This window comes from Terriglobus roseus (genome assembly GCF_900105625.1).
GTDB classification, from domain to species: Bacteria; Acidobacteriota; Terriglobia; order Terriglobales; family Acidobacteriaceae; genus Terriglobus; species Terriglobus roseus_B.
In genome coordinates, this window is sequence record NZ_FNSD01000001.1 from 4493996 (window position 1) to 4519548 (window position 25553).

Here is a 25553-nt window from a genome sequence, read left to right on the forward strand (position 1 = left end):
GGGCGTTCCGCTCTAGACCTGGCAAGTGTTTTTGCCGAAAGAACGATCATCAGCAAACTCCGCCGAGGCCCTCCAAATGAGTGGACGCCTCAGGTCAATCTCAACAGTTCACCGGTAACGGCTCGGGTCATCATGACCCGGGCCGTTGCTTTTTGGCGGTGACGACAAGCACAGAATGGGAAGCATTCCGGTCTTAGAATGGAGTCCATGGAACTTCTGGTTATCGCAGGCAAGGCCTTTCAGTCACGGCTGATCGTTGGAACGGGCAAGTACAAAGATGGAGCGGAGACACGTGACGCGATCGAAGCGTCGGGCGCGGAGATGGTCACGGTCGCGGTCCGCCGCGTGAATCTCGACCGCTCCTCGGAGTCGCTGCTGGACTTCATCGATCCGCAGCGCTACTTCCTGCTGCCGAATACGGCTGGCTGCTACACGGGCGAAGAAGCGATCCGTGCCGCACGGTTGGGCCGCGAAGTGGGTCTTTCGGATTGGGTGAAGATCGAGGTCATTGGGGACAAGCGCACCCTCTATCCCGACGTAGCAGGAACGCTGTTAGCAACAGAGGTTCTGGTCAAGGAAGGCTTTACGGTATTGCCGTATACCTCTGATGACATTGTGTTTGCTAAGCGATTAATCGATGTCGGCGCGGCCGCGGTCATGCCGCTGGGAGCGCCCATCGGTTCCGGCCTGGGCCTGCAGAACACGGCCAACCTGCGCATCCTGCGGGAGATGATCACGGAAGTACCGTTGATTGTGGATGCAGGCGTAGGAACAGCCAGCGACGCTGCGGTGGCGATGGAGATGGGCTTCGACGCCGTTTTGATGAACACGGCGATCGCAGAAGCGCGTGAGCCTGTCTTGATGGCGGAAGCGATGGGGAATGCCGTTCTCGCCGGCCGCCAGGCGTTCCTTGCGGGCCGGATGCCACGCCGACTCTACGCCTCGGCCAGTTCGCCCATGGAAGGCGTCTCGCGATAGTCTCCGGTCTCCCTGGTGTCTGTCCGTGCTGTGCGCAGCAGCGTCCAGGCACCAGCGAGGAACAGGATGACGAGCAGCGGTCCATCGATCTGCTTCCGGATCTCCCAGCTGTAGATCGACAGGCCGTTCGCCACCAGGAAGAACACGATTGCAAACACTCCTGCCGCTACACGGAAACGATCTAAATTCGTGATCCAGCGCCAGGCGAGCAGCGCCAGCGGCAACGTGATGGGCGCGACGTCATATTCCAGCAGCCGCGGATTTAACAGAATCGTTCCGACCAGTAACAGTGGAGCCCAATCCTGCAGTGTGAAATCGCCGCGCAGGAAGCGTCGCGACAGGTAGACCATGCAGGCCAGCAGTGGCAGCGCATAGGCAAGGTAAACGAAGTAGCTTGCCGGCGCGTACGGCAGACCGTGATCGAAGCGAATGGCGCTGAACAGTCCAGCGGGGCTGCATCCGAAGTCACGGTTGAAGCTGAACTGAAGCTCGACGGCCTGGAGGTAATGCCGGAAGAGCGATGGCCAAAGCACCGGCTGTATGCCGAACAGCAACGTTCCTGCTGCAACGGTCGCGACGGCTGGCAGCATCTGCCGACGGGCTGAGAGCGGGGCGATGACGACAAGGCTCAGCAAGGGCGCTTTGACGCACGATGCAAGGACGACCGCGCAATAGAACGACCACCAGTTCTGCCGTCTCCAACCGTAAACCGCCGTTGCAAAGACCAGGGCATACAGAATGTAGGCGATATTGCCGCTCTGAATGGTGCCGTTCGCCAGCAGCCCAGGAAAGAAAAAGGTTACCGGAGCTACATAAGCGAAGATGCGGAGCTCCCGGCTCTTCAAAAAGCGCATGCTGACCCAGATCTGCACCAGTGCGCCTGTCGCGTATAGCAGCCAATAGACTGAGCCGCTGAACCATTCGGGCAGATGTGCAATGGCCCTCAGCAAAGGCAGGGTAATTGGTGAGTAGACGTAGCTGTATGGGGGCGCAACACCAGCCTGCAGGGAATGAGCAGCATGGTAGGCGCGCTGCACAGCCATTGCCTGCTCATAAGGGTCCAGACCCGCTGCAGCATCGTGCATGCCCTTGGCATAGATGGCAACGTCCCAGCCGGGAGCGTCGAAGTGCACCCATACCGGAAATACCGCAAGCGCGAGCACCCATAGCAGCAGAACAGAATTGCGATGGATACGGCTCGATCCGTTCAACGTACCAGAGTCTCTCAGCGGACGGCCTCAATCACGGACGCAAATCGTTCTTCCGGCTGCGACGAGGAAGACCGGCGGCGTGCCGGCCAGGTGAAGACGCTGCTCACGGAAAGATTCCAGACCGATCCCAGGACAATGCCCGAAAGACCGGCCAGGTACCATTCCACATTCGATTGCAGCAATGCGCGCGAGAGGACGACATTCGCCCATGCTCCGAAGGAGCAGGCCAGCGCAAACTTTGCCAGGCCCGGCAGCAGCCGCGATCCTTTCAGTTGGCGGTCGCGGAAGGTGATGCGGTTGTTCGCGAAGAAGTTCGCGACCATGGCAAAGGTGGTGGCAAAAAATTGAGCTTCGACAAAGTGCATGTGGCGTAGCCGCATCAGTGTCAGCAGGGTCACCAGGTGTACCAGGAGACCGCAGCCGCCGACCAGAAGGTATACCGCCATTCGAGGCGGCAGGGCATTGCCAAGCAGCTTGTTGGCCACCATGAAGAGGTATTCGATTCCCACGACGATGTCCAGCTTGCTCTGGCCATGCCGGCGTGCCGCGAAGGTATAACCAACCTCGCCGACGCGAACCGGGCGACGTGACGATGCCAGGAGATCGACCAGGATTTTGAAGCCCTCGCCCTGCAGATCCCGGACGACCTCCTGCAGAAACTCGCGCCGCAGGAGGAAGTAACCGCTCATGGGATCCGTGAGTTCACAGCGGCAGATGGACTGGCTGATCTTTTGTCCGCAGCGACTCAGCATGACGCGTCCGCGTTTGAAGTCACCCATGCTGCCGCCAACGGAGTTCCGTGTGGCCACGACGACATCAAGGGATTCGCGCCGCAGTCGACGAAGCATCTGTGGCAGGATCGCGGTGTCATGCTGCAGATCGGCATCCATTACGGCGATCACAGGCGCGTGGGTGGCCATCATGCCTTCAATGCAGGCGGACGCGAGGCCGCGGCGGCCGACACGGTGGATCAGTCGCACATTTGGCGTGTCGACGGCGCACGCCGTCACTACCTCTGCGGTTCCGTCGGGCGAATCGTCATCGACGAAGATCGCCTCCCACCGCAAGCCGTGCAGATGTTGTGCAAGCTCGGCGAGGATTAGCGGAACATTGTCGCGCTCATTGAAGGTCGGCAAGACCACGGCGAGGTCGAGGCAGTGTCCCGCCGGAACCGGGTGATTGAGGGGCAGGATGTGCTCAGGCTCAAAAGCCGATTGGACGGGCATACGCGAGAAGACACCAATCTTTCTGGCAGTTGCCGATGCAAATGCCCACTGACTCCCATCCTGCGACGCGCAAAGGGGGGCAGCGGTTTACATACTTACAGAAAGCAGATTAAGGCGTCCCGATATGGGCAATACGACAAGCTAGCGCAGAAAGACGCTCAGTTCATTGGCGGCCTGGCGCAGATAAGGCAGAAAGTGCGCCTGCATCTCCATCATAGGCATCCGTGGGGCATGGCCGCTTAGATTAATGGTTGCAATCACTTTGCCGCTTGGCGCGTAGACCGGCACCGCCATCGAGCGCAGGCCCACCTCGTATTCCTGGTCGCAGACCGCATAGCCGTTGCGTCGCACATTGCGCAACAGCATGCGCAACTTCTCTACGGTGTTGACCGTGCGAGGAGTAAATGGCTTGAGGACGACCCGCGAGAGGTAGCGTTCCACCTCGTCGGGAGGCTGGGAGGCGATCATGACGCGACCCATGCTGGTGCAATACGCCGGCAGACGGCTACCAATGTGGAGATCAACACTCATCACGCGCTGGACCTGCGTCCGGGCGATGTAAACGATCTCATCCCCATCGAGCGTCGCTACGCTGAAGCTCTCGTTCAGCTTCTCGCTCATGCGCTCCAGAATGGGCTGCGCAGCAGACGACAGCGTATTGCTCACCGTGTACGTGTGGCTCAACGTCAGCATCTTCGGACGCAGGCTGTAGCGCTGGCCGTCCTCTGACCCTACGTACCCCAGCTTGTTCAGCGTATAAAGACAGCGGCGAACGGCGGCGCGGCTCAGACCGGTTTTATTCGAGAGCTGCGAGATGGTCATCTGCGGTGTCTGCTGGGTAAACGTCTCCAGCACCGTAAGGCCGCGCGCCAGCGAGGTCATGAAATTCGCGTCACCCTGGTAGATCTCAAGCGCCTTTGCGGGCGAGACCTTTACGGGCGGTTCAGCAACGGCGGCGGGAGCAGGCACAGGCAGCACGGACACGGAGATCACCTCATTGGATCGGCTCATTTGCTGGCAAACGAACGTTGCTGTTCGAATAACGCGCAGATGAGCGATAAACGCACTTTCAGTGTAGCCGCCTTCCCACAGGCCGCGCAATGGTGCAACTTCTGTCGCTGGCAAGGTTTGGCATGGGCCAACCCGATTGAGTGACGCGGACGCGACCCTGCCTCCCATAGAATGAGAGGCATTATGAGCTCGTTAGATCTGCAGATTTCGCTCCCGTCCGCGCTCCAAAGCACCGTCACCAGCACCGCAGCCGAATGGCAATCGGGCGGTAAGCTAAGCCGTCTCTGGGCGAAGGATGCATCGCTCTGGACCTCCGCCACGGGCAGCGATGATGAATCGATCTGGCTCGGCTGGCTTGATATCGTGGAGCGCCAGCAGGCTGATCTCGCGTCTTTCGCCGCTTTGCGCGAAGACATTCGCAGCACCGGCTTCACTCACGCCCTGCTCCTCGGCATGGGCGGCTCGTCCCTTTGCCCTGAGGTTTTGTCGCTTACCTACGGCCAGCAGCCCGGCTTCCCCAAGCTGCACATCGTCGACTCGACCGATCCCGCGCAGGTCGCTGCCGCACGCGCCGCCGTCGATCTGAAGAAGACGATCTGCATCGTCTCGTCAAAGAGCGGATCCACCCTGGAGCCGAACATCCTGAAGGACTACTTTTTCAGCGAAATGGCGAAGGAAGTCGGTGCGGGCAATGCCGGCAAGCACTTCATCGCCGTGACCGATCCTGGCAGCAAGATGGAAGCAGTGGCAAAGGCCGACGGCTTCCGCCACATCTTCTATGGTGACAAGACCATCGGCGGCCGCTTCTCGGCTCTGTCCAACTTTGGTATCGTCCCCGCAGCCGTTGCCGGCCTGGATGTTCCGCGATTCCTCGCAGAGGCGAAGCGTGGGGTTGATGTCGCACACAAGGCCGACGTCGCCAGCAATGCGGGCGCGCTGCTGGGCATCGTTCTCGGCGACGCTCATAACGCCGGTATGGACAAGCTGACCTTCTTCACCTCGAAGGAGATCTTCGATCTGGGCGCATGGCTTGAGCAGTTGATCGCCGAGTCTACCGGCAAGACCGGCAAGGGCATCACGCCCGTCGACCGCGAGCCTGTCGGCCCGCCCAGTGTCTACGGCAAGGACCGCGTCTTCGCCTACATCCGTCTCAGCACCAGCGACAACGCTGCGCAGGACGCCGCTGTCGAAGCTCTCGCTGCGGCCGGTCATCCCGTGGTGCAATTCACCATCGATGACGTCTATGAGCTGCCCGCCATTATGTTCCTGTGGGAGATCGCTGTTGCCGTCGCCGGTTCGGTGATGGGCATCAACACCTTCAATCAGCCTGACGTGGAAGCAGCGAAAATCGAGACGCGCAAGCTGACCGATGAGTACACCCAGACCGGCAAGCTCGCTGAGCATGAGCCGATCCTCGACGTGGATGGCATCAAGCTCTATGCCGACGAAGCCTACGGCCTCACGCTGTCGACCACCGCAGGCGGCAAGACTCTTACCGAGTACCTGAAGGCGCATCTCGCGCAGATCAAGCCCCATGACTACTTCGCGACGCTCGCCTATATCGAGATGACTGAGGCGCATGAGGAATTGATCCAGCGCTTCCGCATGATGGTGCGTGACCGCGAAACGGTGGCTACCTGCCTTGGCTTCGGCCCGCGCTTCCTGCACTCGACCGGCCAGGACTACAAGGGCGGACCGAACACGGGAGTCTTCCTGCAAATCACCGCGGATCACGCAGCAGACCTTGCGATCCCGAATGCGCGATACACCTTCGGCGTTGTCATTGATGCACAGGCAGCAGGCGATCTCGCCGTACTGCAGCAGCGTGGACGTCGTGCACTGCGCGTGCACCTGGGCGCAGATGTGACCAAGGGCCTGAATGCTCTTGGTGTCGCGATGGTCGAAGCACTCGCGTAAGCCATTCGGCGAACACCGATTGCGTATCGTGTGCCCCATTTTTTCGCAGGCTCTATCGCGAACGAGTGGGGCATTCGTGCGTAGCGCGAGCCATACTTTTCGGCGGAAGCGTTCATGCTTGACCGCGACAGCCCAACCCCATGCTCCGCAAAGAGTGGGGTGGGGTGTCGAGAGTGGGCATTGGGCGGTGGCGAACTAAAGAGCTGCGAGCACGTCCTCGGGCTCAGGCCGGACTCTGAAGTCCGCGTGTGCCTCGGCGAAGCGAATCACACCGTCCTGCCCTACGACGAACGTTGCTGGCAGCGGCATCTTCCAGACAGCGTCGTCCACAGGAGCCATCACGTTCTTGCCGCTGTTGATGAATGGAATGTTTACCAGGATGGACCGGTAATAACGCTGCAGTGCCGCGGAGACGCTATATGCGATCCCGAACTGCTCGGCCAGTGCGGAGTTGGCATCCTGCAGAAGAGGGTAGGGAATGCCGTACTGCTGCACGGCGAAGTCGCTCTGGCGCAGCGTCTCCGGTGAGATGGCGACGATGAACGCACCGCGCTCGCGCAGTTCCGGATACAGATCCCGCCACACCTCAAGCTCCGTGACGCAATAAGGATCCCAGCGACCGCGGAAGAAGTTGATGACGAGTGGCCCCAGCGCCAGCAGGTCGGTCGACCGGATCGGCTTGCCGGAGATCGCGTCCGGCAGCGTGAACTCCGGGGCTGTCGCTCCTGCAGCCAAGACCCGATCTTCAATGCCGGTCTCGAAAAGCTCGGCGATCGTCTGCTCGCTGATGGCCAGTCGTTCCGGTTGCACCAGTTTGCGGGTGTTGTGGGTAATCTCGTCGAGCTTGCTTTGCAATTGCGGCATTGCATCCATTCTCTCAGCTTGAGAGCGCCGGCGCGAGGGTCACTCCCGAGCCGCGGCTTCCAGGTCGGCGATGATGAACTTCTTCATCTGCATCATCGCCTGCATTGCCTTCGGGTGTTTCAGGAGATGGAAGATGTTGTCCGGGACGATCTGCCACGACAGACCGAACTTGTCGTCCAGCCAGCCGCACTGCACCTCGCAGCCACCGTCCGCTGTCAGCTTGTCCCAGTAATAGTCGATCTCCTCCTGGTCCTCACAATGAACGACAAAGGAGACGGCCTTATTGAACTTGTGGTGTGGTCCACCATTCAACGCCGTGAAGGTCAAACCCTCCAGATCAAACGAAACCGTAATCGCCTTGCCGTCAGGGGCTGTCAGGCCTCCGGTCTTCTTCGCATTCGGGAAGACGGAAAGGTAATAGTCGACGGCCTCCTCGGCATTGCCGTCGAACCAAAGGAAAGGGGTAATCTTTGAAGCTGAAACAGCCATTTGCCATCTCCAGAAGGTCATGGCGTCTGCCGTGTCCTTCAAGTGCGGGTTCATGTCCTGGGACAGAACGATTTGGGAGGGCACAGCTTCAGCTGTGCCAATACCAAGAGCAACTACATGCCGCTCATGTTCATGTCATGGCACTGCATCGCGCTCGCCTTGTCCGCGACAGCCTTCTTCCGCGGCACGGGCGAATACAGCGCAGCATGGGGCTTGCCGGCAGGCATCTTGTCGATCTTCGCCAGCTCCGCCTTCATCCGCGCAAAGCCCTGCTCACGGGCCGTCTTGTTGCCCTCGACCGTGTTCGTCGGATCCACGCCGGCACGCATAAAGCCGTGGCCCGCACCGTCATACGTGACCGGCTCGTAGGTCTTGCCGGCGGCCTTCATCGCGGTAATGGTCGCAGGGATGGTCGCATCGATACGCGCATCGTTACCCGCGTAGAAGCCGTAGATGGGCACGTTGATATTCGCCATGTCGGCATCGCTTGGTGGTGGGCCATAGAAGACGAACGCCGCGCTCAGATCTTTCCGATGTGTAGCAAACGCGAAGCTCTTGCCGCCTCCCCAGCAGAATCCAGTGACGGCCAACTTGCCATTCGCAGCAGGAACCTTCTTGATGTAGTCCGCGGCCGCGTCCAGGTCGGCCATGACAACGCTGTTGTCGAGGCCGCTGACAGCCTTCGTCACCGCATCCATGCTGGCAAACGAATCCGTGCCGCCACCATTCGGACCCATGCCGCTCAGCACATCGGGCGCGATCACAACATAGCCCGCGGCAGCCAGATCGTCGGCCATGGTCTTCGCCCACGCGCTCAGGCCGAAGATCTCCGGGATCAGCACCACGGCGGTCGCCTTGTTCTTCACTTCGGGGTAGACGACGAAGGCCTGGATCGGCTTGCCGCCAGCCTGCAGCGTGACGTACTCGTGGTGGCGAGGCGATGCGTCCAGCTTTTTCACAGCCCAGTCCTGCGCATGGATGACGGCGGTGGAGGCGCAAACGATAACGGCTGCTGCGGCGGTCTTCAGACTGAGTCTCATGCGGAGGAGTCTAGTCAAACCCCGCAGCGACGCGCAACGGTGAAATCACGGATTAGTTGTCACTGCACCGTCACTGACTCGAAGCTCTCGTCCCGTGATTTGAGCTGGCCTTAGGACTGTCCAATCAGGATGCCGGAGAGGAAGACGAGTCCGCCGCCAACGACGACCTGAAGAATCGACAGACTGAAGCTCGTCTTCATGAAGCGATAGCGAACCCAGGAGATCACCATCAGTTCGACGCCGACCACCAGGTACGCATAGATCAGGGCCGTGTGAACATTTGCAATGAGGAACGGCAGCGTGTGGAGGAAGCCGCCGATGAACGTCATCAGGCCCGTGACGAGGCCCCGGACGATGGGACTGCCGCGACCCGTAAGTTCACCGTCATCGGACAAGCCTTCGGAGAAGGCCATGGAGATGCCCGCACCGACCGCAGCAGCCGCGCCAATGAGAAATGCTGTCCTGGAACTATGCGTTGCAAAGGCTGTGGCGAAGATGGGCGCCAGTGTTGATACGGACCCATCCATCAGGCCTACGAGGCCTGGCTGCACGATGCGAAGCAGGAACTTTTGCTCGTCTGCGAACACTTCCTTAAGCGTGTCAACACGCTGTGTCTGCGTAGCCATTCCTTTGTAGATGCGGAGAAATCGCCAAAGAAAGTGCGATCAAAACAGTCCATAAAAGAGGGAGACTAGCGGCCGAAACCACCGCCGCCACGTCCCATGCTGCCCATCTGGCTCATCAGGCGACGCTGCATTTTGCCACCGCCGCTGCCCAGGCCTTTGAACATCTTGCGCATCTGGCCGTACTGCTTCAGCAACTGGTTCACTTCCTGAACCGACGTACCGCTGCCCGCAGCAATCCGCTTACGCCGCGATCCGCTGATGATCTCGTGGTTCAGCCGCTCCTTGGTCGTCATCGAGTTGATGATGGCCTCGGTCCGCGTCAACTGGCCCTCGTCCACGTTCTCTGCTGCCTGTTGCAGACCCTGGAAGGGGCCAACGCTCGGCATCATCTTCAGGATCGACTGCATGGAGCCCATCTTCTTGATCTGGCGAAGCTGGTCACGGAAGTCTTCGAGCGAGAAGCCATCACCGCTCAGAGCCTTCTTCGCGAACTCCTCTGCCTTGCCGCGATCGAGCTTCTCTTCCGCGCGTTCCAGCAGCGTCTGCAGATCGCCCATGCCCATGATGCGCGAAACGATACGGTCCGGGTGGAAGGGTTCGAATGCATCCGGTTTCTCACCGGTACCCAGGAACTTTACGGGTGCGCCTGTGACATTGCGGATCGAAAGCGCCGCGCCACCGCGAGCATCGCCGTCCATCTTCGTCAGCACAACACCGGTGATGCCAAGCTGCTTGTGAAAGGCATCGGCAGAATTCACAGCGTCCTGGCCGGTCATCGCATCCGCAACAAACAGAATCTCCGAGGGATTGAGCAGCGCCTTCAGCTTGCTCATCTCCTCCATCAGCGCGGTGTCGATGCCAAGTCGGCCGGCGGTATCGACGATCAGTACGTCGTTGCCAAAGTTCCGAGCTTCGCGCAGTGCTTCCTTCGCCAGCCGCTCGACTAGCGGCGTGCCGGCTTCTACTTCGCCGGTTTTGCCGATGTAAATCTGTGCGCCAACGCTCTTGGCGACGATAGCCAGCTGCTCACGCGCGGCCGGGCGGTAGACGTCGACCGACACCAGCATGGGCCGGTGTCCACCCTTCTTCAGCCACGCGGCCAGCTTGCCCGCGGTGGTCGTCTTACCAGAACCCTGCAAGCCCGCCATCAAAATGACCGACGGCGGCTGCGAGCTGAATTTGAACTTCGCCGTGTCCTTGCCGAGGATCTCGACCAGCTCATCGTGCACGATCTTGATGATCTGCTCGGTCGGCGACAGGGCGGTTGCTACCTGCGTGCCGATGGCCTTCTCGCGGATGTGGTCGATCGTCGCTTTGACGACGGTCAGGTTAACGTCGGACTCAAGCAGGGCGAGGCGAATTTCCCGCAGCGCCTCGGAGATGTTCTCGTCCGTGATGGTGCCCTGGCCGCGAAGGTTCTTAAAGGTGCGCTGAAGCTTTTCCTGGAGGTTTTCAAACATGGCTTATCCCCGTAAGTTTATCAGTGAGAAGCGGAGGTGACCCGGAATGGCTGAGCACGAAGTAGAACCATGGCTGCGTGGTACCCACACGGACATCGATCCGGTCCGCCGGGCGGTCGTACATGCTCTGGAACTGGCCGAGGAGGATGTCCATCGATGGACGCGCGATTTGGACAGTGAGGCTTTGGAACTTGAGCCGCTCGGGTTACCCTCCGTTGCCTTCCAGATGCGTCATATCGCCCGCAGCATTGACCGCCTGACGACCTACGCCAGTGCAGGGAGCCTGTCGGAAGACCAGTTGCTGGCTCTGGGGACAGAGCGGACGCCCGGCAATAATCGAGAGGCGCTCTTCCAGGAGTTCACCGCGTCAGTCCGGGATGTAAGGCGATTCGTGATGACTTTGCCTCTCGAGGATCTGATCAAGCCCCGCAGCGTGGGACGCGCGGGTCTACCAACGACACTGGCGGGGTTGATGATCCATATCGCCGAACACACGCAGCGCCACACGGGACAACTGATCACAACGGCCAAGGTTGTGATGGCGCTGCGCGATGCGCAGGGCAGCTAATTCTTCGTCAGTTCGAAGCTAGCTTTTTGTCAGTTTGTAGACAAGCCCAAGCACCGCCGTCGCCACAAACACCCATGCCAACTGATACCAGTAAAAGAATGGAAAGCCGAAGAGCGTGGGCGTCTCGTGGTTATACAGGCCGGGAAAAATCAGCGCGAGCACAGGAATAACCAGCAGCCAAAGAGCCCTGTTCGGTCCGGATGTTTGCTCGTCACGATCCATGTTCAGCAGCATACTGCATCGCGATTGATACGATGGACGCATGATCGACAACTCATCGGCACAGGCAGCAGGCGAAGCCTTCGCAGAAGCCGTCCGCATCATGGCGCAACTCCGTGGTCCGGGCGGTTGCCCGTGGGATCGCGAACAGACGATGGATTCCATCAAGCCGCATACGCTTGAAGAGACTTACGAAGTTTTCGATGCCATCGATCGCCGCGCATGGCCCGAACTGCGCGATGAACTCGGCGACCTGCTGCTGCAGGTCATTTTCTATGCGCAGATCGCTGCGGACGACGCCCACTTCAACATTGAGGAGGTCGTGCTCGGCCTCAGCGCGAAGCTCATCCGTCGTCATCCACATATCTTCGCGGACGCTGTCGCTGAGACCGCCAGTGACGTGAATCGCACGTGGGAAGCGGTCAAGCAGCAGGAGCGAGCAGGAAAGCCCAAGTGCGACGAGGGCCTGATGGCCGATGTGCCGCAGTTCATGCCGGCACTCGTTGAAGCGCGCAAGCTAGGCTCCAAAGCAGCTAAGGTAGGCTTCGACTGGCCCGACGTCACAGGCCTCTTCGACAAGGTGCAGGAAGAGATCGCAGAGGTCCGCGCGGAAGTTACTGAATCGCCCGACGTCGCGAAGCTGGAAGAGGAAATCGGCGATCTGTACTTCGTCCTCACAAACCTGTCAAGGCACTTACAGGTCGATCCGGAGCAGGCACTGCGCAAGGCGAATGCAAAGTTTCGCCGACGCTTTCGTGCCATGGAAGTGGAAGCAGGAGATGCTTTTGAAGGACTGTCCTTACAGGAAAAAGACACGCTATGGGACAACGCAAAGGCAGCGGAGAGGCAGGCATGAGCGAACTGCGCATTGCACGTCTTACAACGCAGGAAGAATTCGAAGCTTGCGTTGATCTACAGCAGCAGACTTGGCAATACTCCGCGGGAGAAATTCTGCCGCGGCGTGTTTTTTTTCTTGCGGAGAAGTTAGGTGGCCACGCGCTTGGCGCTTACGACGGCGACAAGCTTGTCGGCTTCAACCTGGGTCTGCCGGCGCAGCGTCGCGGCATGGGCTACATCCATTCGCAGATGCTCGCCGTGCTGCCGGAGTACCGGAACAGCGGCCTGGGGCGGCGCATGAAACTTGCGCAACGTGAGCTGGCTATTGAGCAGGGGATCCAGGTCATCGAATGGACATACGATCCACTTGAGATCAAGAACGCCTTCTTCAATCTGTCGCGGCTGGGCGCCATCAGCCGAAGGTATGTTCCGAACTTCTACGGCGCATCGTCGTCACCTTTACAGGGCGGTCTTCCCACGGATCGGCTTTATGCCGAGTGGTGGGTCAAGTCCGCGCATGCGGAGCGCGTAATGGCCCGGCAACCATTCACTGAGCGGGTGTTGGAGCGCCTCTCCGTGCCGGCGCAGATTTACGCGTGGAAGGCTGAAGGCGACCGGCGCGCGCAAAAGACACAGACCGTTCTGCGCGGACGTCTGCAGCAATATTTTGCCGACGGTCTCTGCATCATCGGCTATGACCGCGAGGCCGACGGAGCCGGCCTCTTCCTGCTGGGCGAAGTGCCCGCCGAACTTGAACTGCGAAAGACCTAGGAGATTCGTGATGAAGATCGATGCAATCGTAATGCGTGAGATCAAGATGCCACTGGTGCATCCGTTTGTGACCAGCTTCGGCAAAACGACCGATCGCCGCATCCTTCTCATCGAGGTCCAGTCCGAAGGCTTTTCCGCATGGGGCGAGTGCGTCGCGGGTGAGCACCCCTACTTCTCGGACGAGATGATCGACACGGCGTGGACCATCACCGAGCACGAACTCGCAACCCGCATGATCGGTAAGGACATCGCCGCGGGGCGCGACGTGCCCGCCATGCTGCTGCAGGTGCGCGGACACCGCATGGCAAAGGCCGCGCTTGAGAACGCGGTGTGGGACCTGGAGGCACAGGTCAAAGGCATCTCGCTCGCAAAGCTGCTGGGCGGCACGCGTGACACGATCGCCTGCGGTGTCTCCATCGGCATGCAGCCATCTATCGAGCAGCAGCTGGCCAAAGTAGAGACAGAAGTCGCCGCGGGCTATCAGCGAATCAAGCTGAAGTGCCAGCCCGGCTATGACTCGAAGATGTTTGCCGCAGTGCGCGAACGCTGGCCTGACATTCTGCTGAGCTGCGATGCGAATTCTGCCTATCAACTCAGCGATGCGGACCATATCGCGTCGTGGGATGAATTCAAGCTGCTAATGATTGAACAGCCGCTCTGGTATGACGACTTCTACTTCCACGCGCAATTGCAGAAGCGCATCAATACGCCCATCTGCCTCGACGAATGTATCCGCAATGCGCGTGATGCGCAGGCTGCACTGGAACTGGGAAGCGGTCGCATCATCAACATCAAGGTTGGCCGTGTTGGCGGCTTCACGGAGGCCATTGCGGTGCACGATGTGGCCCGGCAGCATGGCGTGCCGGTGTGGTGTGGCGGCATGCTGGAGAGCGGCATCGGACGTGCGCAGAACATCGCTCTCAGCAGCCTGCCAAACTTCTCACTGCCGGGTGATGTCTCCGCCTCCAAACGCTACTGGAGCGAGGACATCATCGAGCCGGAAGTCATTGTCAGTAGTGCAGGCGAGATCGTGGTCCCGACCGCCGCGGGCCGTGGATACGAAGTCAGGCAAGACCGCGTGGATGCATTGACGGTCCGGCAGCAGAGACTGAGCATCTAGGTCAGGGCTTGGTGTTCAGCAGCATATTCACGGCTTCGCTGACCGATGGCGCCTTCGGCAGATACGTGATGTCAGTCGCAGTCAGTGTTTGATGGTAGGGGACGACCTTCACCATTAACTCGCGCAGTTTTACGTCGATGTCGATGGCTCGATACGCATAGTGGCCGCCGCCCACTGGCTGCTGCTCGTAGGTCAGCGTTCCTCCCTGGTAGACACGCGCAAGAATTCCGAACATCAGGTTCAGATTTTTTGTGACATTGACCTCGATGCGCAGCAGATGGTGCGTTTCAGCATCGATCCACATGCGGCCGGCGATTCCGAGGAGGAGTTGTTGGGCTGTCGTTTGGGGATGGTATTTCGGATTCGGTGTGTAGTTCAGCACGACCTGCGGCCTCGTGAACTGCGGCAACTGTGGCTGACCGGATACCAGCGTGTACTCCATCGCAGTCGGTAGAGCGCTGATCAACTCGATACCGTATTTATCTGACGAGTCCGAATTACGCCGGCGCCGCAAAAGCTCTGCCGCGGACACGGACCGCAGACGCTTCTCCTCATCCGCCGCCTCTTCGCTAGTCAATGGATGGCCATGCCGCATCAGCGTGCGGGCCACATTGCCATCAGCGCTTTCGATTAACTCGCGGACGCTGTCATCCCTGGTATCGATTCGGTGAACGCGATAGCGGAGAGCCCACGTCGTGTGATGAAAGTCTTCCAGTTGGTACTTCACTGCATCGGCGATCAACGCAGGCACTTCTTCCTGCGTGATCGCTTCGGCTGCTGCAGCATGCGGCACTGCATGTGCTGCGGGAAGCAGGAAGGCGGCGAGCGCGCCGGCAGCGAAGAGGAACGTTAGCGGAAGTTTCATTGTGCGATCAAAAGTCCTGCAGCCAGATTGTGGCTAGTGTACCGATGAGTGACTTATAGCGACGGCGCGTTGCCACCCGGGTGCGCGTTGGTTAGACTCACCGCAGGTCGAGTGAGGGAGCGCGTAACGATGGCAGGAGAAGTATCCACGGTCTTAGGCAAGTCCATTACAGTGCGCGGCGAAATTGTCGGTTCTGAGGATTTGGTAATTGACGGCAAAGTTGAAGGATCCATCAAGCTGACGGAGAGTCGCCTGACAATCGGTCCGAATGCGGAGATATTCGCAGACCTACACGTCCATGACGCTATCCTGCTGGGACGGTGTGAGGGTAATGTGATCGCGAGCGGACGCGTGGAGTTGCGCAAAGGGGCGTCCTTAACGGGAAATCTCACAGTGGCGCGTCTTAGCGTTGAGGACACCGCTTACCTTAAGGGCAACGTCCTCCTGAGCGGTACGAAAGAAGCATAAGCGATCGAATCAGCTTCACACGGCATGGGCGCCAGGTGCGCCGTAGATACCGGAGGTAGATGTGCGTCTGTTTGGCGGTTCTGAATCCCGTAATGCAGCGGCAAAGGAAAGCGCGCGGATTCCACGCGTCTCGAGCGGGTGGACTCACCTGCTGAAGCTGCTGCGCGCAGATGAGGGACAGCGCATCCTGGACATCGGGCCGACGTCGTCCATCAACATCAACTTTCTTACCGGTCTTGGTCACAGCATCTATATGTCCAACCTGGTCTCTGAGGTGTCCGATCCTCGTTGGTCGCCCACAGAGGCTGATGGCGCTTTTCCTGTCGAAGCATTCCTCGATGAGAACCTGAACTTCCGGGGCAGGGAATTCGACACCGTTCTGTTCTGGGATACTGCGGACTTTCTTCAGGCTGATCTGCGCGAGGCGGTCATTGGCCGTCTGCACCAGGCGCTTGTCCCGGGCGGTCAGTTGTTGGCGTTCTTCCATACGAAGCCGGAGAACGGCTTTCACCGTTATCATCTGCGTGAAGACGGCCAGGTGGATTCACAGCAGATGTCCGATCAGCCTGTGAAAGAGATTCTCAATAACCGGCAGATCGAGAAGCTCTTCAGCGAATACGGCAGCTACAAGTTCTTCCTCGCGAAAGATAATCTTCGCGAGGTGGTTGTAACCCGCTGACAACTTTTGGATAACGAAAAGAGGGAGCGCCTGGGCGCTCCCTCTTTCACGATCTGGAAGAATCTTACGAAGACTTGCGGCGGTCAGCCCAGCGCTTCTTCTGTGCATCCGCGATACGCTTGCGCGCCTCGGGGCTCAGGTTGCGCTTCTTGCGGCTGGAGCTGGTGCTCTTGGTTGCTGGCGGCGGTGCAACTACCTTGCGCGGACGACCGACGGCTTTTTTCGCAACGACGGGTGCTGCGGTTGTGCCGGAGCCTGCCAATAACGCGCGGGCCTGCTGTAGCTTCGCGATCTGGGCATCAATCTCTGCGAGGATGCGGTTTACTTCCAAAGTGTAGCCTCCTGAGAGCTCTCGCTCCGAACACAAGTGTAGACCATTCTGCTCGGGAGATTCGATCTTTCGAGTAACTACTTTGGGTTACGAAGTAGTTATTTTTCGGGAATATTAACGCTTGTTCCAGCGGCGGTGAGGGAATATCCGGGCCCCTCATCGTCAACGTCCTGGAACCGCGATACGGCACCAAGACCGCGCCGTTGGCTCTGTTCATCCATGTTCAAGCGCAGTTGCTGCGAGGTCGCAGTTCGGTCGTTTGCATAAGAGGATGCGAGACGAGTAAGTGCGAAGGTAACTATATCGGAGTGGTGCAGGTGTTCCATATCAGGATCGCGCCGCATATTCAGCCACAGCCGGTGCACAAGCTGTACATCGCTGGCAGGAATGCTTGGCGTATGCGGCCCTATATGGAAACTCTCAGCTTCACCGGCAGGCGGCACGACGTAGAAGGTGAACTGCCGTTTCGGCTCGGGCAAAGCCTCCCATGCCTGGCCTACGTGGTAAGCCTGTTCCTGCGCCGTTAGCTTCGTCGAGAGGCCAGAGACGACCGCTGCGACATCCAAAGAGTTTGCAGTGCGAACAATGGCAGCGAAGACATCGCCAGCTGGAACCACGACAAGACCGATGTGTTTGCCGAAACTCTCAGCGACGGAAACAGCCTTGGTAAACAACATCTGTTCGTGCTCGCTGAAGAGCTGCTCGGATGCGTCCACGTATTCCGGACCACCAGCACCCATCATGCGAGCTGCGAGAACTACCAGGTCCTGATCATCGGTATCCGTGCGCGCAAGAGCCCACTTTAAAGCATGAGGTGTTTCTGCGTCGCGCATGGTCACCAGGACGCCGCCTGAGCGAATCGCCAGGTCATCCCGGCCCACTTCTTCCGAGTGCTCCAGCTGGAAGTGTTCCTTCATCTGCCGTTCCGTTGCCTTGTGGCGACGTTTGTTGTCACGCTCAGATAACGAAAAAATGATGAAGAAGGCGACGGCAAAGATGATGCCGCTAACAGTCGCGACGGACTTGGTAAACAGATTCACGATCGCAATGGTCAGCAGCACAAGGAAGACGCAGGCCAGGCCAATGGGATATTCCGTTTTACCAATCTTAAGGTTGAGCGGGACCTTCGCGCCACGTTCGCCTTTGTACTTCCACCGCAGCACAAGCATGGCCAGCGCGTTGAAGGTAAAGCTCCAGATCACGCCGAAGGCATACGCTTCGCCGATCATGATGACATCACCGCGCGTGACGATGATGACAAACAGCTGGATGATGCAAACCAGGTTGACGATGCGATAGCTGGTGCCGAATTTACGTTGCGGCTTGCGAAACCAATCTGCAAGCACGCCATCTTCTGCAACGCGCATCAGCACGCCTGTAGAACCGACAATGGCCGTATTGACTGCACCGCCAAGAATCAGGAAGCCGACGATCACAACAAAAACGCGGAAGGCCACGCGCATCGCCAGGGGGCCGACCATGTACATGGCCATGCCGGCGATCAGGTTGTCGCGGTAGACGCTGACGCGAACCCCGTCGGGGATCAGCATGACGGCAAGCAGGGAACCAAGGCCGGTGAAGATCGTGCTGTAGATCGCGATGATCAGCGCCGCGCGCTTCAGGTTCTGTAGTTTGGGATGTTCGATCTCGCGATTGACCTGTGCGAGTGACTCTTCGCCGCTCATGGCCAGTACGGAATGGCCGAAGGCCATGAGGATACCGAAGAGACCAAGGCTCTTTGCAAAGCTTGTGTGCTTCAGAAAGCCAAGCGAAGAATCTGAGAATTTGAGGTTCGAGGGCGTGGGAAGAGGTGGCAGGTGCGCGCCGTAGTGGCCCACGCTGTACAGACCCCAGCCGATCAGAACGATCACCATGATAGTGGTGATCTTCATGATGGTCAGGGCCTTCTCGCTCGATTCCTCGATGCCCTTGATGTTCTGCCACCAGAAGTACAGCGTGATGATGATGGCAATGCCGGCAGAGGTGTGATTGACGTCAAACTGCCGCGTGGTCCCCGCAGCATTTGTCACCATCGCGTGGAAGTGGTGGGACGAACCCATCTCGATCAGCAGGCCGTTGAACAGGCCCACGATATATTGCCCTGCCGAAACGCCGGAGATCGGGCCCGTCAGGACATAGTCGAACATCAGGGCGGAGACACTGATCTTGGCGAAGGTACCGCCCAAGGCTTCCTTCACGATGCGGTAGACGCCCCCGCGCGTGTACATGGAACAGCTCTCGACATACACGGCACGAACCGCGTACGAGAACAGCATGACACCCAGGATGAGCCAGGGAGCAGACTTGCCGACAGCCTCCTCGGCGATACCGCCTGCATAGAAAGCGGACGAGCCAAGATCGTTGAGAACGATGGCGGCGGCGCGCCAGAAGGAGATAAACGTCAGCATCACGGAGGATGCGACTACCAGGCGAACTCGGCTGGATTGCGTCGGTGCGGGAATGCGTTTTGACGCCATTGGTTAAAGGGAACTCGTCTTCCGGCGTAGCCTGAGTTGCCTCGGCGGAAAGCATCGCCCAGCGAGGAGTGTACTGCGACGATGTGGGAGAGTCAATCGCCTGTGCACGCAGTTACTAGCTCAGACCGTCGGGAGAGGTGGCTTCTTCCCCGTTATCCGAGAAGAAGTCGTGAATGTCATGAACCACTGTGATCGCAACCACGATCGCGGAACCTCCCATGCCAATCAGGAACATGGGTACCAGTACATGCGAAATGGCGCGGACAATCAGGTCGAGCATGATCTTCATTGTATGCCTGTCAGCGAGGCTCGCAGCAACGTTAAACGAGGCAGGATGCTAGACTCCAACGCGATGCGCGTCCTTTCCAGCCGAGTCCTGACAGCGCTGCTGCTCGCCAGCGTCCTGCAGATCGTTATCTTCCCTGTAGCGGGACCGCTGCCCGCTTGGCGCTCTGCTTTGTCATGGTTCGCGCTTATCCCATTGCTATGGATGCTCCTGTCCGCCGGCGCCGCCTGGACGATGCGGCAGGCCGCACTCGTCGGGTATCTGAACGGTGTGCTTTGGTATCTGGGCACGTGCTATTGGATCTACTTCACAATGCATCAGTACGGCGGCATGGCGGTTCCTGTCGCGATGCTGGTCATGCTTCTGTTCTGCATGTACCTGGCGCTCTATCACGCGTTATTCGCGGTCCTGCTGCACATGGTGCGCCGAGCCGGTGCCGTATACGCGCTGATGGCCGCACCCTTTCTCTGGATCGCGGTGGAGCTTGCCCGTGCGCGGGTCACCAGCTTTCCCTGGAATCTACTGGGATATTCGCAGGTCGACAACGCCGTCCTGGCATCGCTTGCCCCCGTCACCGGTGTCTATGGGTTGAGCTTCGTACTGGCTGCCGGAAACGCTGCGATTGCGGCGGCTATCGTTCTGCCCAGGCGGCGCGTCGCCACCACCGTCGCCTTGGTAGCGGCGGTGATCGCAACAGGCGTCCAGAACTTCGGCTGGATGATGCAGGCGCCCATCCGGCACGGTTCTCAAAAGGCTGTGCTGCTGCAGCCCAACCTCTCGGTCACGGGAGGGGAGAGTGCTGACGCAGGGACTCTTGCACGCAGTTCTGCCGGACTTTCGTTGCAGGCCTCCGTGCTCGATGACTCTCCAGCGCGCGTGATCCTGTGGCCGGAATCGCCGTCGCCCTTCGATACGCAGAAACCTGGCTTCGTCTCCACGGTAAGTGGCCTTGCCTCTGAAACGCATGCGCCGGTCATCTCTGGCGCAGTCGGCTACGTGCAGGACCCATCGATCCAGCGGGGCTATCGCGTCTATAACTCCGCGCTGCTTTTCAAGCCGGGCAGTGGCTATGCCGCGCGTTATGACAAGATCCACTTAGTGCCATTCGGGGAATTTGTCCCGTACGCCAACCTCTTTAGCTTCGCCAGTGGCCTGACGCAGGCGGTGGGCACGTTTGATCGGGGTAGCAGCCGCGCAACCATCGACGCGGACGGCCATCGCTATGGCGTGTTCCTTTGCTACGAATCCATCTTCAGTGATGAGATACGACAGTTCGCGCGTAATGGTGCAGAGGTGCTGGTGAACCTGTCCGACGATGGCTGGTATGGCGATACCAGCGCGCCGTTCCAGCACCTGAACATGGCGCGTATGCGCGCCATCGAAAACCGTCGCTGGCTCCTTCGCGACACCAACAACGGCATCACCGCTTCCATCGATCCCAACGGCCGCGTGGTTGAGACGATGCAACGAAACCAGCGCGGAGCCGTTGCTGTCCACTTCGACTACCTCTCGGACAAGACGTTCTATACGCTGCACGGCGACCTCTTCGCGTACGCCTGCACGCTGTTCGCAATCGCCCTGCTGGCTTACGCGGCGCTTACACCCAGGCGGGCGGTAGACTGAAGTCATGTTGACTGACCTGGAATACAGCTACTCCCCGGTTCGTGCCCGCGTGCGCGATCTGCGGGAGTATCTTTGACTCGCCCAAACTCAAGAAGCAATTAGCCGTCGTTGAAACGGACATCTCCGACCCGGCGGTCTGGGCCGATGCCGCGCGTTCACAACCGCTCATGCGCGAACGCAAGCGCCTGGAGACGCTGCTCTCGGATGATGCAGAACTCGCTCGTCGCACAGACGATATCGACGCCTACTTCGAACTTGCGAAGGAAGGCGAAGACGTCGAGTCGGAGCTCGCAAAGGCCATCAAGGACGTCGACGAGTTCGCCGAGCAACTTGACTCGAAGACCATGCTCTCGCAGGAGAGTGATCCTCTGAATGCCATCGTCACAGTCCATCCGGGCGCCGGCGGTACAGAGAGTCAGGACTGGGCCGAGATGCTGATGCGCATGTACCTGCGCTGGGCCGAGAGGCAGGGGTTCAAGACCGAGATCAATGAAATTCAGGACGGCGACGAGGCCGGCATTAAGTCCGCCACATTTACGATCACTGGTGACTTCGCGTACGGCCTGCTGAATGGCGAGACCGGCGTCCATCGCCTTGTTCGCATCTCGCCCTTCGATTCGGCGAAGCGGCGCCACACGTCTTTCTCGTCGGTCTTTGTATCGCCTGAGATCGATGACACGATCATCATCGACATTAAGCCGGATGAGCTGCGTATCGATACGTATCGCTCCGGCGGGAAGGGCGGTCAGCATGTCAATACGACCGACTCCGCTGTTCGCATTACGCACCTCCCCACCGGTATTGTCGCCGGCTGCCAGAACGAGCGGTCGCAGCACAAAAACAAAGAGAAGGCGATGAAGATGTTGCGGTCACGCCTCTACGAGTTCGAGCTGGAGAAGAAGCGCGCGGTTAGCAAGAAACTCGAAGATGCAAAGAGCGACAACACTTTCGGTTCGCAGATCCGCTCGTATGTTCTGCAGCCCTATCGGATGGCTAAGGACCTGCGCACACGCGTGGAAGTGGGCGATGTGGATCGGGTGCTCGACGGCGATCTGCAACCCTTCATCCGCGGTTTCCTGAAGATGCGGCGTGAGGGTGGACCTTCTGGTCCCGTGGAAGACATCGACTAAGCGAAGTAAGTCTTCGCTATGTTGGGCTGCATCTTACTCAGCATGGCGAAGACGACACTCGAATCCGAACTGAAGAATCAACTGAAGGCTCTACTCGACGGCGGGCAGGCTCATGCGAAGCTCGACGACGCCGTGACTGGCATTCCTGCCGAAGCGCAGGGCCAGGTGCCGCAAGGATTGCCATACTCTCCCTGGCAGTTGCTCGAGCACATTCGTATCGCACAGAGAGACATTCTCGAGTTCAGCGACAACACCGACGGAACCTACAAAGAGATGAAGTGGCCGGACGACTACTGGCCCAAGTCTCCTGTGCCGCCCGACGCGCACGCCTGGGATAAGAGCGTCGCGGAGATGCGCAAGGATCGCGCAGCCTTCGAAAAGCTGCTTGCGGAACGTGACCTGACGGAGCCCTTCCCGTGGGGCGATGGGAAGCAGAACCTGCTGCGCGAGGCACTGTTGATCGCGGATCACGAGTCGTACCATACAGGCGAGTTGATCGTGACGCGCCGGTTGCTGGGGGTATGGCAGCCGAAGAAAGGGCACGCATGAACTCCCCGGAAGACATTGCAGGCATGCTCGCGGCAAAGACCATTGCCGTCGTGGGGCTATCCGACGACCCGTCAAAGCCAAGCCACTACGTCTCGGCTTATATGCAGACGGCAGGGAAGCGCATCCTGCCCGTAAATCCATCCGTCCAGTCCGTCCTGGGGGAAACCTGCTACGCCTCACTCAAAGACCTGCCCGAAAGGCCCGGCGTAGTGAATGTCTTTCGCTTGCCCAAGGCGATCCCCGGCATCGTCGACGAGATGATCGAGCTCGGCCTGACCGATCTTTGGGTACAGCAGGGCATCCGCCACGCCGAGGCCGCAGCCAAGGCTGAAGCAGCCGGCATCCGCGTCGTCATGGACCGCTGCATCATGGTCGAACACCGCATGCGAGGCCGTTAGCCGACACAATCGGGTCGCCTTTAAGGAATCAGCCTCCAGGCATCCCTCTTCAATCAGTTTTTACTAACGGGTGGGCGTGATCCGATGTTGCTGAAATGAGCAGGGCAGGTGCGAATTGTAAGGTCACAGCTTCAGCGATGCCATATCAGTCCTTCCGGAAATCCGACTTTGGCCGCTCGGGCGTAACCGATGGGTAGGTTCCGCGTCGAATGAAAGCAACCGTCGAGAAAAGCAACAGCACCCTACAATGACAACGATGAGATTTCCACGCGCCTTTCGTCTTCTGCCGGCACTGTTGCTGGCATTCCTGTCGCCCAGCCTGCTCTCCGGCCAGATTGGCATCACGGTAGGCGATGGCGGGCCCGGCCCGGTGAAAGCGCAGCACCTGACCGTGGAGATGATCTCTGCCGGCCCCCAGATCGCCGCTGGCGGGAAGCAGACTGTCGCCTTCGTCTTCTCCATGGAGACTGGCTGGCACGTTTACTGGCGCAATGCCGGTTTCGCCGGCTACCCGCCCCGCGTAAAGTGGACGCTTCCCACTGGCGTCACCACGGGCGAGCTCCAGTTCCCTGCGCCGGACCGTCTTCCCCTGGATACGACGGTCGACTATGGCTACGAAGATTCCGTCGCCTATCCCGTTACCGTCGAGGCCGCTCCGAAGTTAAAGCCCGACGCGAAGGGGAATGTTCATCTGGCGGCGAAGCTCGACTGGCTCGTATGCAAACAGGTCTGCGTCCCCGGCAAGGCCGATCTCGGGCTTGATTTGAAGCTGGTACCGGCTGGCACCCAGGTAAGTCACGACGGCGAAAGTGTCGGCGAACTAGGCGCTGCACTAAAGTCCATGCCGAAGCCGATCCCCCCGGCATTCAAGCTCACAGCGAACAGCGTCGGCGACCGCATCTACCTGACCGCCGTCACCGGTACCCACGAGACCGATCCTGAGTTCTACCCGATGGATCAGGATGTCATCGCGGATGCGGCGGACGTCCCGGCTTTTGGCCTGGAGGACGGCGCTCAGATCCAGATGCAGAAGTCACCCGCGGCGAAGACAATGCCTGCGACCCTGCATGGACTGCTCAAGTTCTCGCCCGAAGAAACTTACGAGATCAACCTTCCCATCGTGGCAGGTGCGCCTGCCGTCATTGCAGGCGGATCGACGAGCACGACAGATGGTGGCGCGACGAAGCTCACTGCAATCAGCGCCATAGCGCTGGCCTTCGTGGGTGGCATGCTGCTGAACCTGATGCCGTGCGTCTTCCCGGTGCTCTTCCTTAAGGCGCTCTCGCTGCTGCAGTCTTCCACGGAAGAGAAGCATCGCGTCCGTGCCCATGGCGTTGCGTACACGCTTGGCATCGTGGCTTCGTTCTGGCTCGTGGTTGCCGCTCTACTTGCGCTGCGTGCCGGCGGCAAACAGTTTGGATGGGGCTTCCAGTTACAGTCTCCGGGTTTCGTCGTCGTCCTGGCCGCGTTCCTCTTCTTCTTCGCACTGTCGCTGTCTGGCATGTTCGAGCTTGGCCTGTCGCTCACCAGCACGGGCGATGCGCTGACCCGCAAGAGCGGCTACACCGGCTCGTTCTTCACCGGCGTCCTTGCAACCGTCGTGGCAACGCCATGCGTTGGCCCCTTCATGGGCGCCGCCATCGGCTTCGCCCTGGCACAGCCTGCGGTCGTCACCTTCCTGGTCTTCACCTCACTCGCACTGGGACTGGCCGCGCCTTACCTGGCTCTTACGTTGCAGCCAGCATGGGTCCGCCTGCTGCCGAAGCCCGGTGCATGGATGGAAGTTTTGAAGCAGGTCACGGCGCTGCCGCTCTTCGGCTTTGTCATCTGGTTGGTTTACATCTACGGGCGCCTCTTCAGCGGACCAAACAGCGGTTCCGACGGCATCCTGCGGATGACCCTGCTGCTGACGTGCCTGCTGCTCATCGCGATTGCCGCCTGGGCGCTCGGCCGCTGGCCTGCGAATCGCTGGAGTACCATCGCCGCCGTGCTGATTACGGTCGGTGCTTTGGCAGTACCACTCTCCGCCTCGCATGAGGACGCAACCGCCACTGTTTGGAAGACCTTCAGCGCAGAAGACGTTCGGCAGGCCCGCGCGAGTGGCAAGGCAGTCTTTGTCGACTTTACGGCGGCGTGGTGCCTTAGCTGCCAGGTGAATGAGCGCGTTGTACTGAACTCGGGTGATGTGAAGAAGCAGCTGCAGGCAGCCAACGTCGTGCCCATGCGCGCGGACTGGACGCAGTACGACCCGAAGATCACTGCAGCTCTCCAGGCCGTGGGGCGCAGCGGCGTACCGACGTACATCATTTATCCTGCAAATCCGCAGGCTGCTCCGGATGTACTGCCAGAGGTACTGAGTAAGAGCGTCGTACTGGATGCAATGGCGAAGGATCTGAAAAAGTAAGGCCGC

General features: G+C 59.5%; 26 protein-coding genes. 13 read left to right on the forward strand and 13 right to left on the reverse strand.

The features are described from left to right. Positions 1-207: 207 nt before the first annotated feature. Entirely contained in the window at positions 208-978 is a 771-nt protein-coding gene (locus tag BLW03_RS18700) for a thiazole synthase (protein ID WP_074656151.1), read from the forward strand. Here the strand turns inward: BLW03_RS18700 and BLW03_RS18705 are convergent. From BLW03_RS18705 to BLW03_RS18715, 3 genes are all read right to left on the reverse strand, one after another. After that, positions 936-2189: a glycosyltransferase 87 family protein gene (locus BLW03_RS18705; protein ID WP_074655502.1), complete on the reverse strand. Its 1254-nt coding sequence runs from the start codon at positions 2187-2189 to the stop codon at positions 936-938. The two genes, BLW03_RS18700 and BLW03_RS18705, sit on opposite strands and share 43 nt — an antisense overlap. A 14-nt stretch (positions 2190-2203) precedes the next feature. Then, the gene (locus tag BLW03_RS18710; protein WP_083350646.1) at positions 2204-3415 is read right to left on the reverse strand and encodes a glycosyltransferase family 2 protein; all 1212 of its coding nucleotides are present in this window, start codon (positions 3413-3415) and stop codon (positions 2204-2206) included. A gap of 141 nt (positions 3416-3556) precedes the next feature. Continuing rightward, positions 3557-4426, reverse strand: a complete 870-nt coding sequence (locus tag BLW03_RS18715; protein ID WP_083350647.1) for an IclR family transcriptional regulator domain-containing protein — start codon at positions 4424-4426, stop codon at positions 3557-3559. 183 nt (positions 4427-4609) lie between these two features. Between BLW03_RS18715 and BLW03_RS18720 the strand changes: the two genes are divergently transcribed. Further along, on the forward strand, positions 4610-6343 hold the full coding sequence (locus BLW03_RS18720) for a bifunctional transaldolase/phosoglucose isomerase (protein WP_074655503.1): 1734 nt from the start codon (positions 4610-4612) through the stop codon (positions 6341-6343). 195 nt (positions 6344-6538) lie between these two features. On the opposite strand, the gene BLW03_RS18725 is transcribed toward BLW03_RS18720, so the two are convergent. The 5 genes from BLW03_RS18725 to ffh form a co-directional block, all read right to left on the reverse strand. After that, complete coding sequence (locus BLW03_RS18725) at positions 6539-7207, reverse strand: peroxiredoxin family protein (RefSeq protein ID WP_074656154.1); 669 nt, start codon at positions 7205-7207, stop codon at positions 6539-6541. Between the two features lie 39 nt (positions 7208-7246). Further along, on the reverse strand, positions 7247-7696 hold the full coding sequence (locus BLW03_RS18730; protein ID WP_074656155.1) for a VOC family protein: 450 nt from the start codon (positions 7694-7696) through the stop codon (positions 7247-7249). 113 nt (positions 7697-7809) lie between these two features. Then, entirely contained in the window at positions 7810-8736 is a 927-nt protein-coding gene (locus tag BLW03_RS18735; protein ID WP_244502162.1) for a dienelactone hydrolase family protein, read from the reverse strand. Between the two features lie 110 nt (positions 8737-8846). Next, complete coding sequence (locus BLW03_RS18740; RefSeq protein WP_074655504.1) at positions 8847-9362, reverse strand: VIT1/CCC1 transporter family protein; 516 nt, start codon at positions 9360-9362, stop codon at positions 8847-8849. 65 nt (positions 9363-9427) lie between these two features. Beyond that, entirely contained in the window at positions 9428-10822 is a 1395-nt protein-coding gene (ffh, locus tag BLW03_RS18745; protein WP_074655505.1) for a signal recognition particle protein, read from the reverse strand. Positions 10823-10868: 46 nt separating this feature from the next. Here ffh and BLW03_RS18750 point away from each other — a divergent pair, with 46 nt between their 5' ends. Then, positions 10869-11390 carry a DinB family protein gene (locus BLW03_RS18750; RefSeq protein WP_074655506.1) on the forward strand — a complete coding sequence of 174 codons (522 nt, stop codon included), beginning with the start codon at positions 10869-10871 and terminating at the stop codon, positions 11388-11390. An 18-nt stretch (positions 11391-11408) separates the two neighbouring features. Here the strand turns inward: BLW03_RS18750 and BLW03_RS18755 are convergent, their stop codons facing one another. Next, positions 11409-11612, reverse strand: a complete 204-nt coding sequence (locus BLW03_RS18755) for a DUF3311 domain-containing protein (protein ID WP_074656157.1) — start codon at positions 11610-11612, stop codon at positions 11409-11411. A 40-nt stretch (positions 11613-11652) separates the two neighbouring features. On the opposite strand from BLW03_RS18755, the gene mazG reads away from it, so the two are divergent. The 3 genes from mazG to menC are packed head-to-tail and all read left to right on the forward strand — an operon-like array spanning position 11653 to position 14337. After that, positions 11653-12465 carry a nucleoside triphosphate pyrophosphohydrolase gene (gene mazG / locus BLW03_RS18760; RefSeq protein ID WP_074655507.1) on the forward strand — a complete coding sequence of 271 codons (813 nt, stop codon included), beginning with the start codon at positions 11653-11655 and terminating at the stop codon, positions 12463-12465. After that, positions 12429-13217, forward strand: coding sequence for a GNAT family N-acetyltransferase (locus BLW03_RS18765; RefSeq protein WP_244502163.1), 789 nt, complete (start codon positions 12429-12431; stop codon positions 13215-13217). Before mazG ends, BLW03_RS18765 begins: the two co-directional genes overlap by 37 nt. Before the next feature lie 10 nt (positions 13218-13227). Further along, positions 13228-14337 (forward strand): o-succinylbenzoate synthase, encoded by a 1110-nt coding sequence (gene menC, locus BLW03_RS18770; protein ID WP_074655509.1) that lies wholly within the window; start codon positions 13228-13230, stop codon positions 14335-14337. Between the two features lies 1 nt (position 14338). Here menC and BLW03_RS18775 read toward each other — a convergent pair whose 3' ends face one another. After that, positions 14339-15202, reverse strand: coding sequence for a hypothetical protein (locus tag BLW03_RS18775; RefSeq protein WP_074655510.1), 864 nt, complete (start codon positions 15200-15202; stop codon positions 14339-14341). 129 nt (positions 15203-15331) lie between these two features. On the opposite strand from BLW03_RS18775, the gene BLW03_RS18780 reads away from it, so the two are divergent. Together BLW03_RS18780 and BLW03_RS18785 are read left to right on the forward strand one after the other, a co-directional pair. Then, positions 15332-15670 carry a bactofilin family protein gene (locus tag BLW03_RS18780; RefSeq protein WP_074655511.1) on the forward strand — a complete coding sequence of 113 codons (339 nt, stop codon included), beginning with the start codon at positions 15332-15334 and terminating at the stop codon, positions 15668-15670. 61 nt (positions 15671-15731) lie between these two features. Further along, positions 15732-16349, forward strand: coding sequence for a class I SAM-dependent methyltransferase (locus BLW03_RS18785; protein WP_074655512.1), 618 nt, complete (start codon positions 15732-15734; stop codon positions 16347-16349). A gap of 64 nt (positions 16350-16413) precedes the next feature. On the opposite strand, the gene BLW03_RS18790 is transcribed toward BLW03_RS18785, so the two are convergent. From BLW03_RS18790 to BLW03_RS20730, 3 genes are all read right to left on the reverse strand, one after another. Beyond that, a complete protein-coding gene (locus BLW03_RS18790; RefSeq protein ID WP_074655513.1) occupies positions 16414-16680 on the reverse strand; it encodes a hypothetical protein in 267 nt (88 codons plus the stop codon). Positions 16681-16778: 98 nt separating this feature from the next. Continuing rightward, positions 16779-19157 (reverse strand): APC family permease, encoded by a 2379-nt coding sequence (locus tag BLW03_RS18795; protein ID WP_074655514.1) that lies wholly within the window; start codon positions 19155-19157, stop codon positions 16779-16781. Between the two features lie 115 nt (positions 19158-19272). Then, positions 19273-19437 (reverse strand): hypothetical protein, encoded by a 165-nt coding sequence (locus BLW03_RS20730; RefSeq protein WP_170835082.1) that lies wholly within the window; start codon positions 19435-19437, stop codon positions 19273-19275. A gap of 72 nt (positions 19438-19509) precedes the next feature. On the opposite strand from BLW03_RS20730, the gene lnt reads away from it, so the two are divergent. The 5 genes from lnt (at position 19510) to BLW03_RS18820 (ending at position 25547) form a co-directional block, all read left to right on the forward strand. After that, positions 19510-21066, forward strand: a complete 1557-nt coding sequence (gene lnt, locus BLW03_RS18800; protein ID WP_212733235.1) for an apolipoprotein N-acyltransferase — start codon at positions 19510-19512, stop codon at positions 21064-21066. Positions 21067-21070: 4 nt separating this feature from the next. Then, positions 21071-22196 (forward strand): peptide chain release factor 2 gene (prfB, locus tag BLW03_RS18805; protein ID WP_212733236.1). Its coding sequence is split into 2 segments (ribosomal slippage): positions 21071-21139 and positions 21141-22196, totalling 1125 coding nucleotides; the frame shifts between segments, so codons are not numbered across the junction. Positions 22197-22238: 42 nt separating this feature from the next. Next, positions 22239-22745 carry a DinB family protein gene (locus BLW03_RS18810; RefSeq protein WP_074656159.1) on the forward strand — a complete coding sequence of 169 codons (507 nt, stop codon included), beginning with the start codon at positions 22239-22241 and terminating at the stop codon, positions 22743-22745. Continuing rightward, complete coding sequence (locus BLW03_RS18815) at positions 22742-23143, forward strand: CoA-binding protein (RefSeq protein ID WP_074655516.1); 402 nt, start codon at positions 22742-22744, stop codon at positions 23141-23143. Before BLW03_RS18810 ends, BLW03_RS18815 begins: the two co-directional genes overlap by 4 nt. A gap of 256 nt (positions 23144-23399) precedes the next feature. Then, complete coding sequence (locus BLW03_RS18820; protein WP_074656160.1) at positions 23400-25547, forward strand: protein-disulfide reductase DsbD family protein; 2148 nt, start codon at positions 23400-23402, stop codon at positions 25545-25547. Positions 25548-25553 lie beyond the last annotated feature (6 nt).

Coding starts and splice junctions, on each gene's coding strand:
- ffh (WP_074655505.1), bottom strand. CDS start 10,822: ATGTTTGAAAACCTCCAGGAAAAGCTTCAGCGCACCTTTAAGAACCTT.
- BLW03_RS18735 (WP_244502162.1), bottom strand. CDS start 8,736: ATGAGACTCAGTCTGAAGACCGCCGCAGCAGCCGTTATCGTTTGCGCC.
- BLW03_RS18775 (WP_074655510.1), bottom strand. CDS start 15,202: ATGAAACTTCCGCTAACGTTCCTCTTCGCTGCCGGCGCGCTCGCCGCC.
- BLW03_RS20730 (WP_170835082.1), bottom strand. CDS start 19,437: ATGCTCGACCTGATTGTCCGCGCCATTTCGCATGTACTGGTACCCATG.
- BLW03_RS18725 (WP_074656154.1), bottom strand. CDS start 7,207: ATGCCGCAATTGCAAAGCAAGCTCGACGAGATTACCCACAACACCCGC.
- BLW03_RS18715 (WP_083350647.1), bottom strand. CDS start 4,426: ATGAGCCGATCCAATGAGGTGATCTCCGTGTCCGTGCTGCCTGTGCCT.
- menC (WP_074655509.1), top strand. CDS start 13,228: ATGAAGATCGATGCAATCGTAATGCGTGAGATCAAGATGCCACTGGTG.
- BLW03_RS18780 (WP_074655511.1), top strand. CDS start 15,332: ATGGCAGGAGAAGTATCCACGGTCTTAGGCAAGTCCATTACAGTGCGC.
- BLW03_RS18700 (WP_074656151.1), top strand. CDS start 208: ATGGAACTTCTGGTTATCGCAGGCAAGGCCTTTCAGTCACGGCTGATC.
- BLW03_RS18755 (WP_074656157.1), bottom strand. CDS start 11,612: ATGGATCGTGACGAGCAAACATCCGGACCGAACAGGGCTCTTTGGCTG.
- mazG (WP_074655507.1), top strand. CDS start 11,653: ATGATCGACAACTCATCGGCACAGGCAGCAGGCGAAGCCTTCGCAGAA.
- BLW03_RS18815 (WP_074655516.1), top strand. CDS start 22,742: ATGAACTCCCCGGAAGACATTGCAGGCATGCTCGCGGCAAAGACCATT.
- lnt (WP_212733235.1), top strand. CDS start 19,510: ATGCGCGTCCTTTCCAGCCGAGTCCTGACAGCGCTGCTGCTCGCCAGC.
- BLW03_RS18765 (WP_244502163.1), top strand. CDS start 12,429: ATGGGACAACGCAAAGGCAGCGGAGAGGCAGGCATGAGCGAACTGCGC.
- BLW03_RS18720 (WP_074655503.1), top strand. CDS start 4,610: ATGAGCTCGTTAGATCTGCAGATTTCGCTCCCGTCCGCGCTCCAAAGC.
- BLW03_RS18810 (WP_074656159.1), top strand. CDS start 22,239: ATGGCGAAGACGACACTCGAATCCGAACTGAAGAATCAACTGAAGGCT.
- BLW03_RS18730 (WP_074656155.1), bottom strand. CDS start 7,696: ATGGCTGTTTCAGCTTCAAAGATTACCCCTTTCCTTTGGTTCGACGGC.
- BLW03_RS18740 (WP_074655504.1), bottom strand. CDS start 9,362: ATGGCTACGCAGACACAGCGTGTTGACACGCTTAAGGAAGTGTTCGCA.
- BLW03_RS18710 (WP_083350646.1), bottom strand. CDS start 3,415: ATGCCCGTCCAATCGGCTTTTGAGCCTGAGCACATCCTGCCCCTCAAT.
- BLW03_RS18750 (WP_074655506.1), top strand. CDS start 10,869: ATGGCTGAGCACGAAGTAGAACCATGGCTGCGTGGTACCCACACGGAC.
- BLW03_RS18795 (WP_074655514.1), bottom strand. CDS start 19,157: ATGGCGTCAAAACGCATTCCCGCACCGACGCAATCCAGCCGAGTTCGC.
- BLW03_RS18820 (WP_074656160.1), top strand. CDS start 23,400: ATGAGATTTCCACGCGCCTTTCGTCTTCTGCCGGCACTGTTGCTGGCA.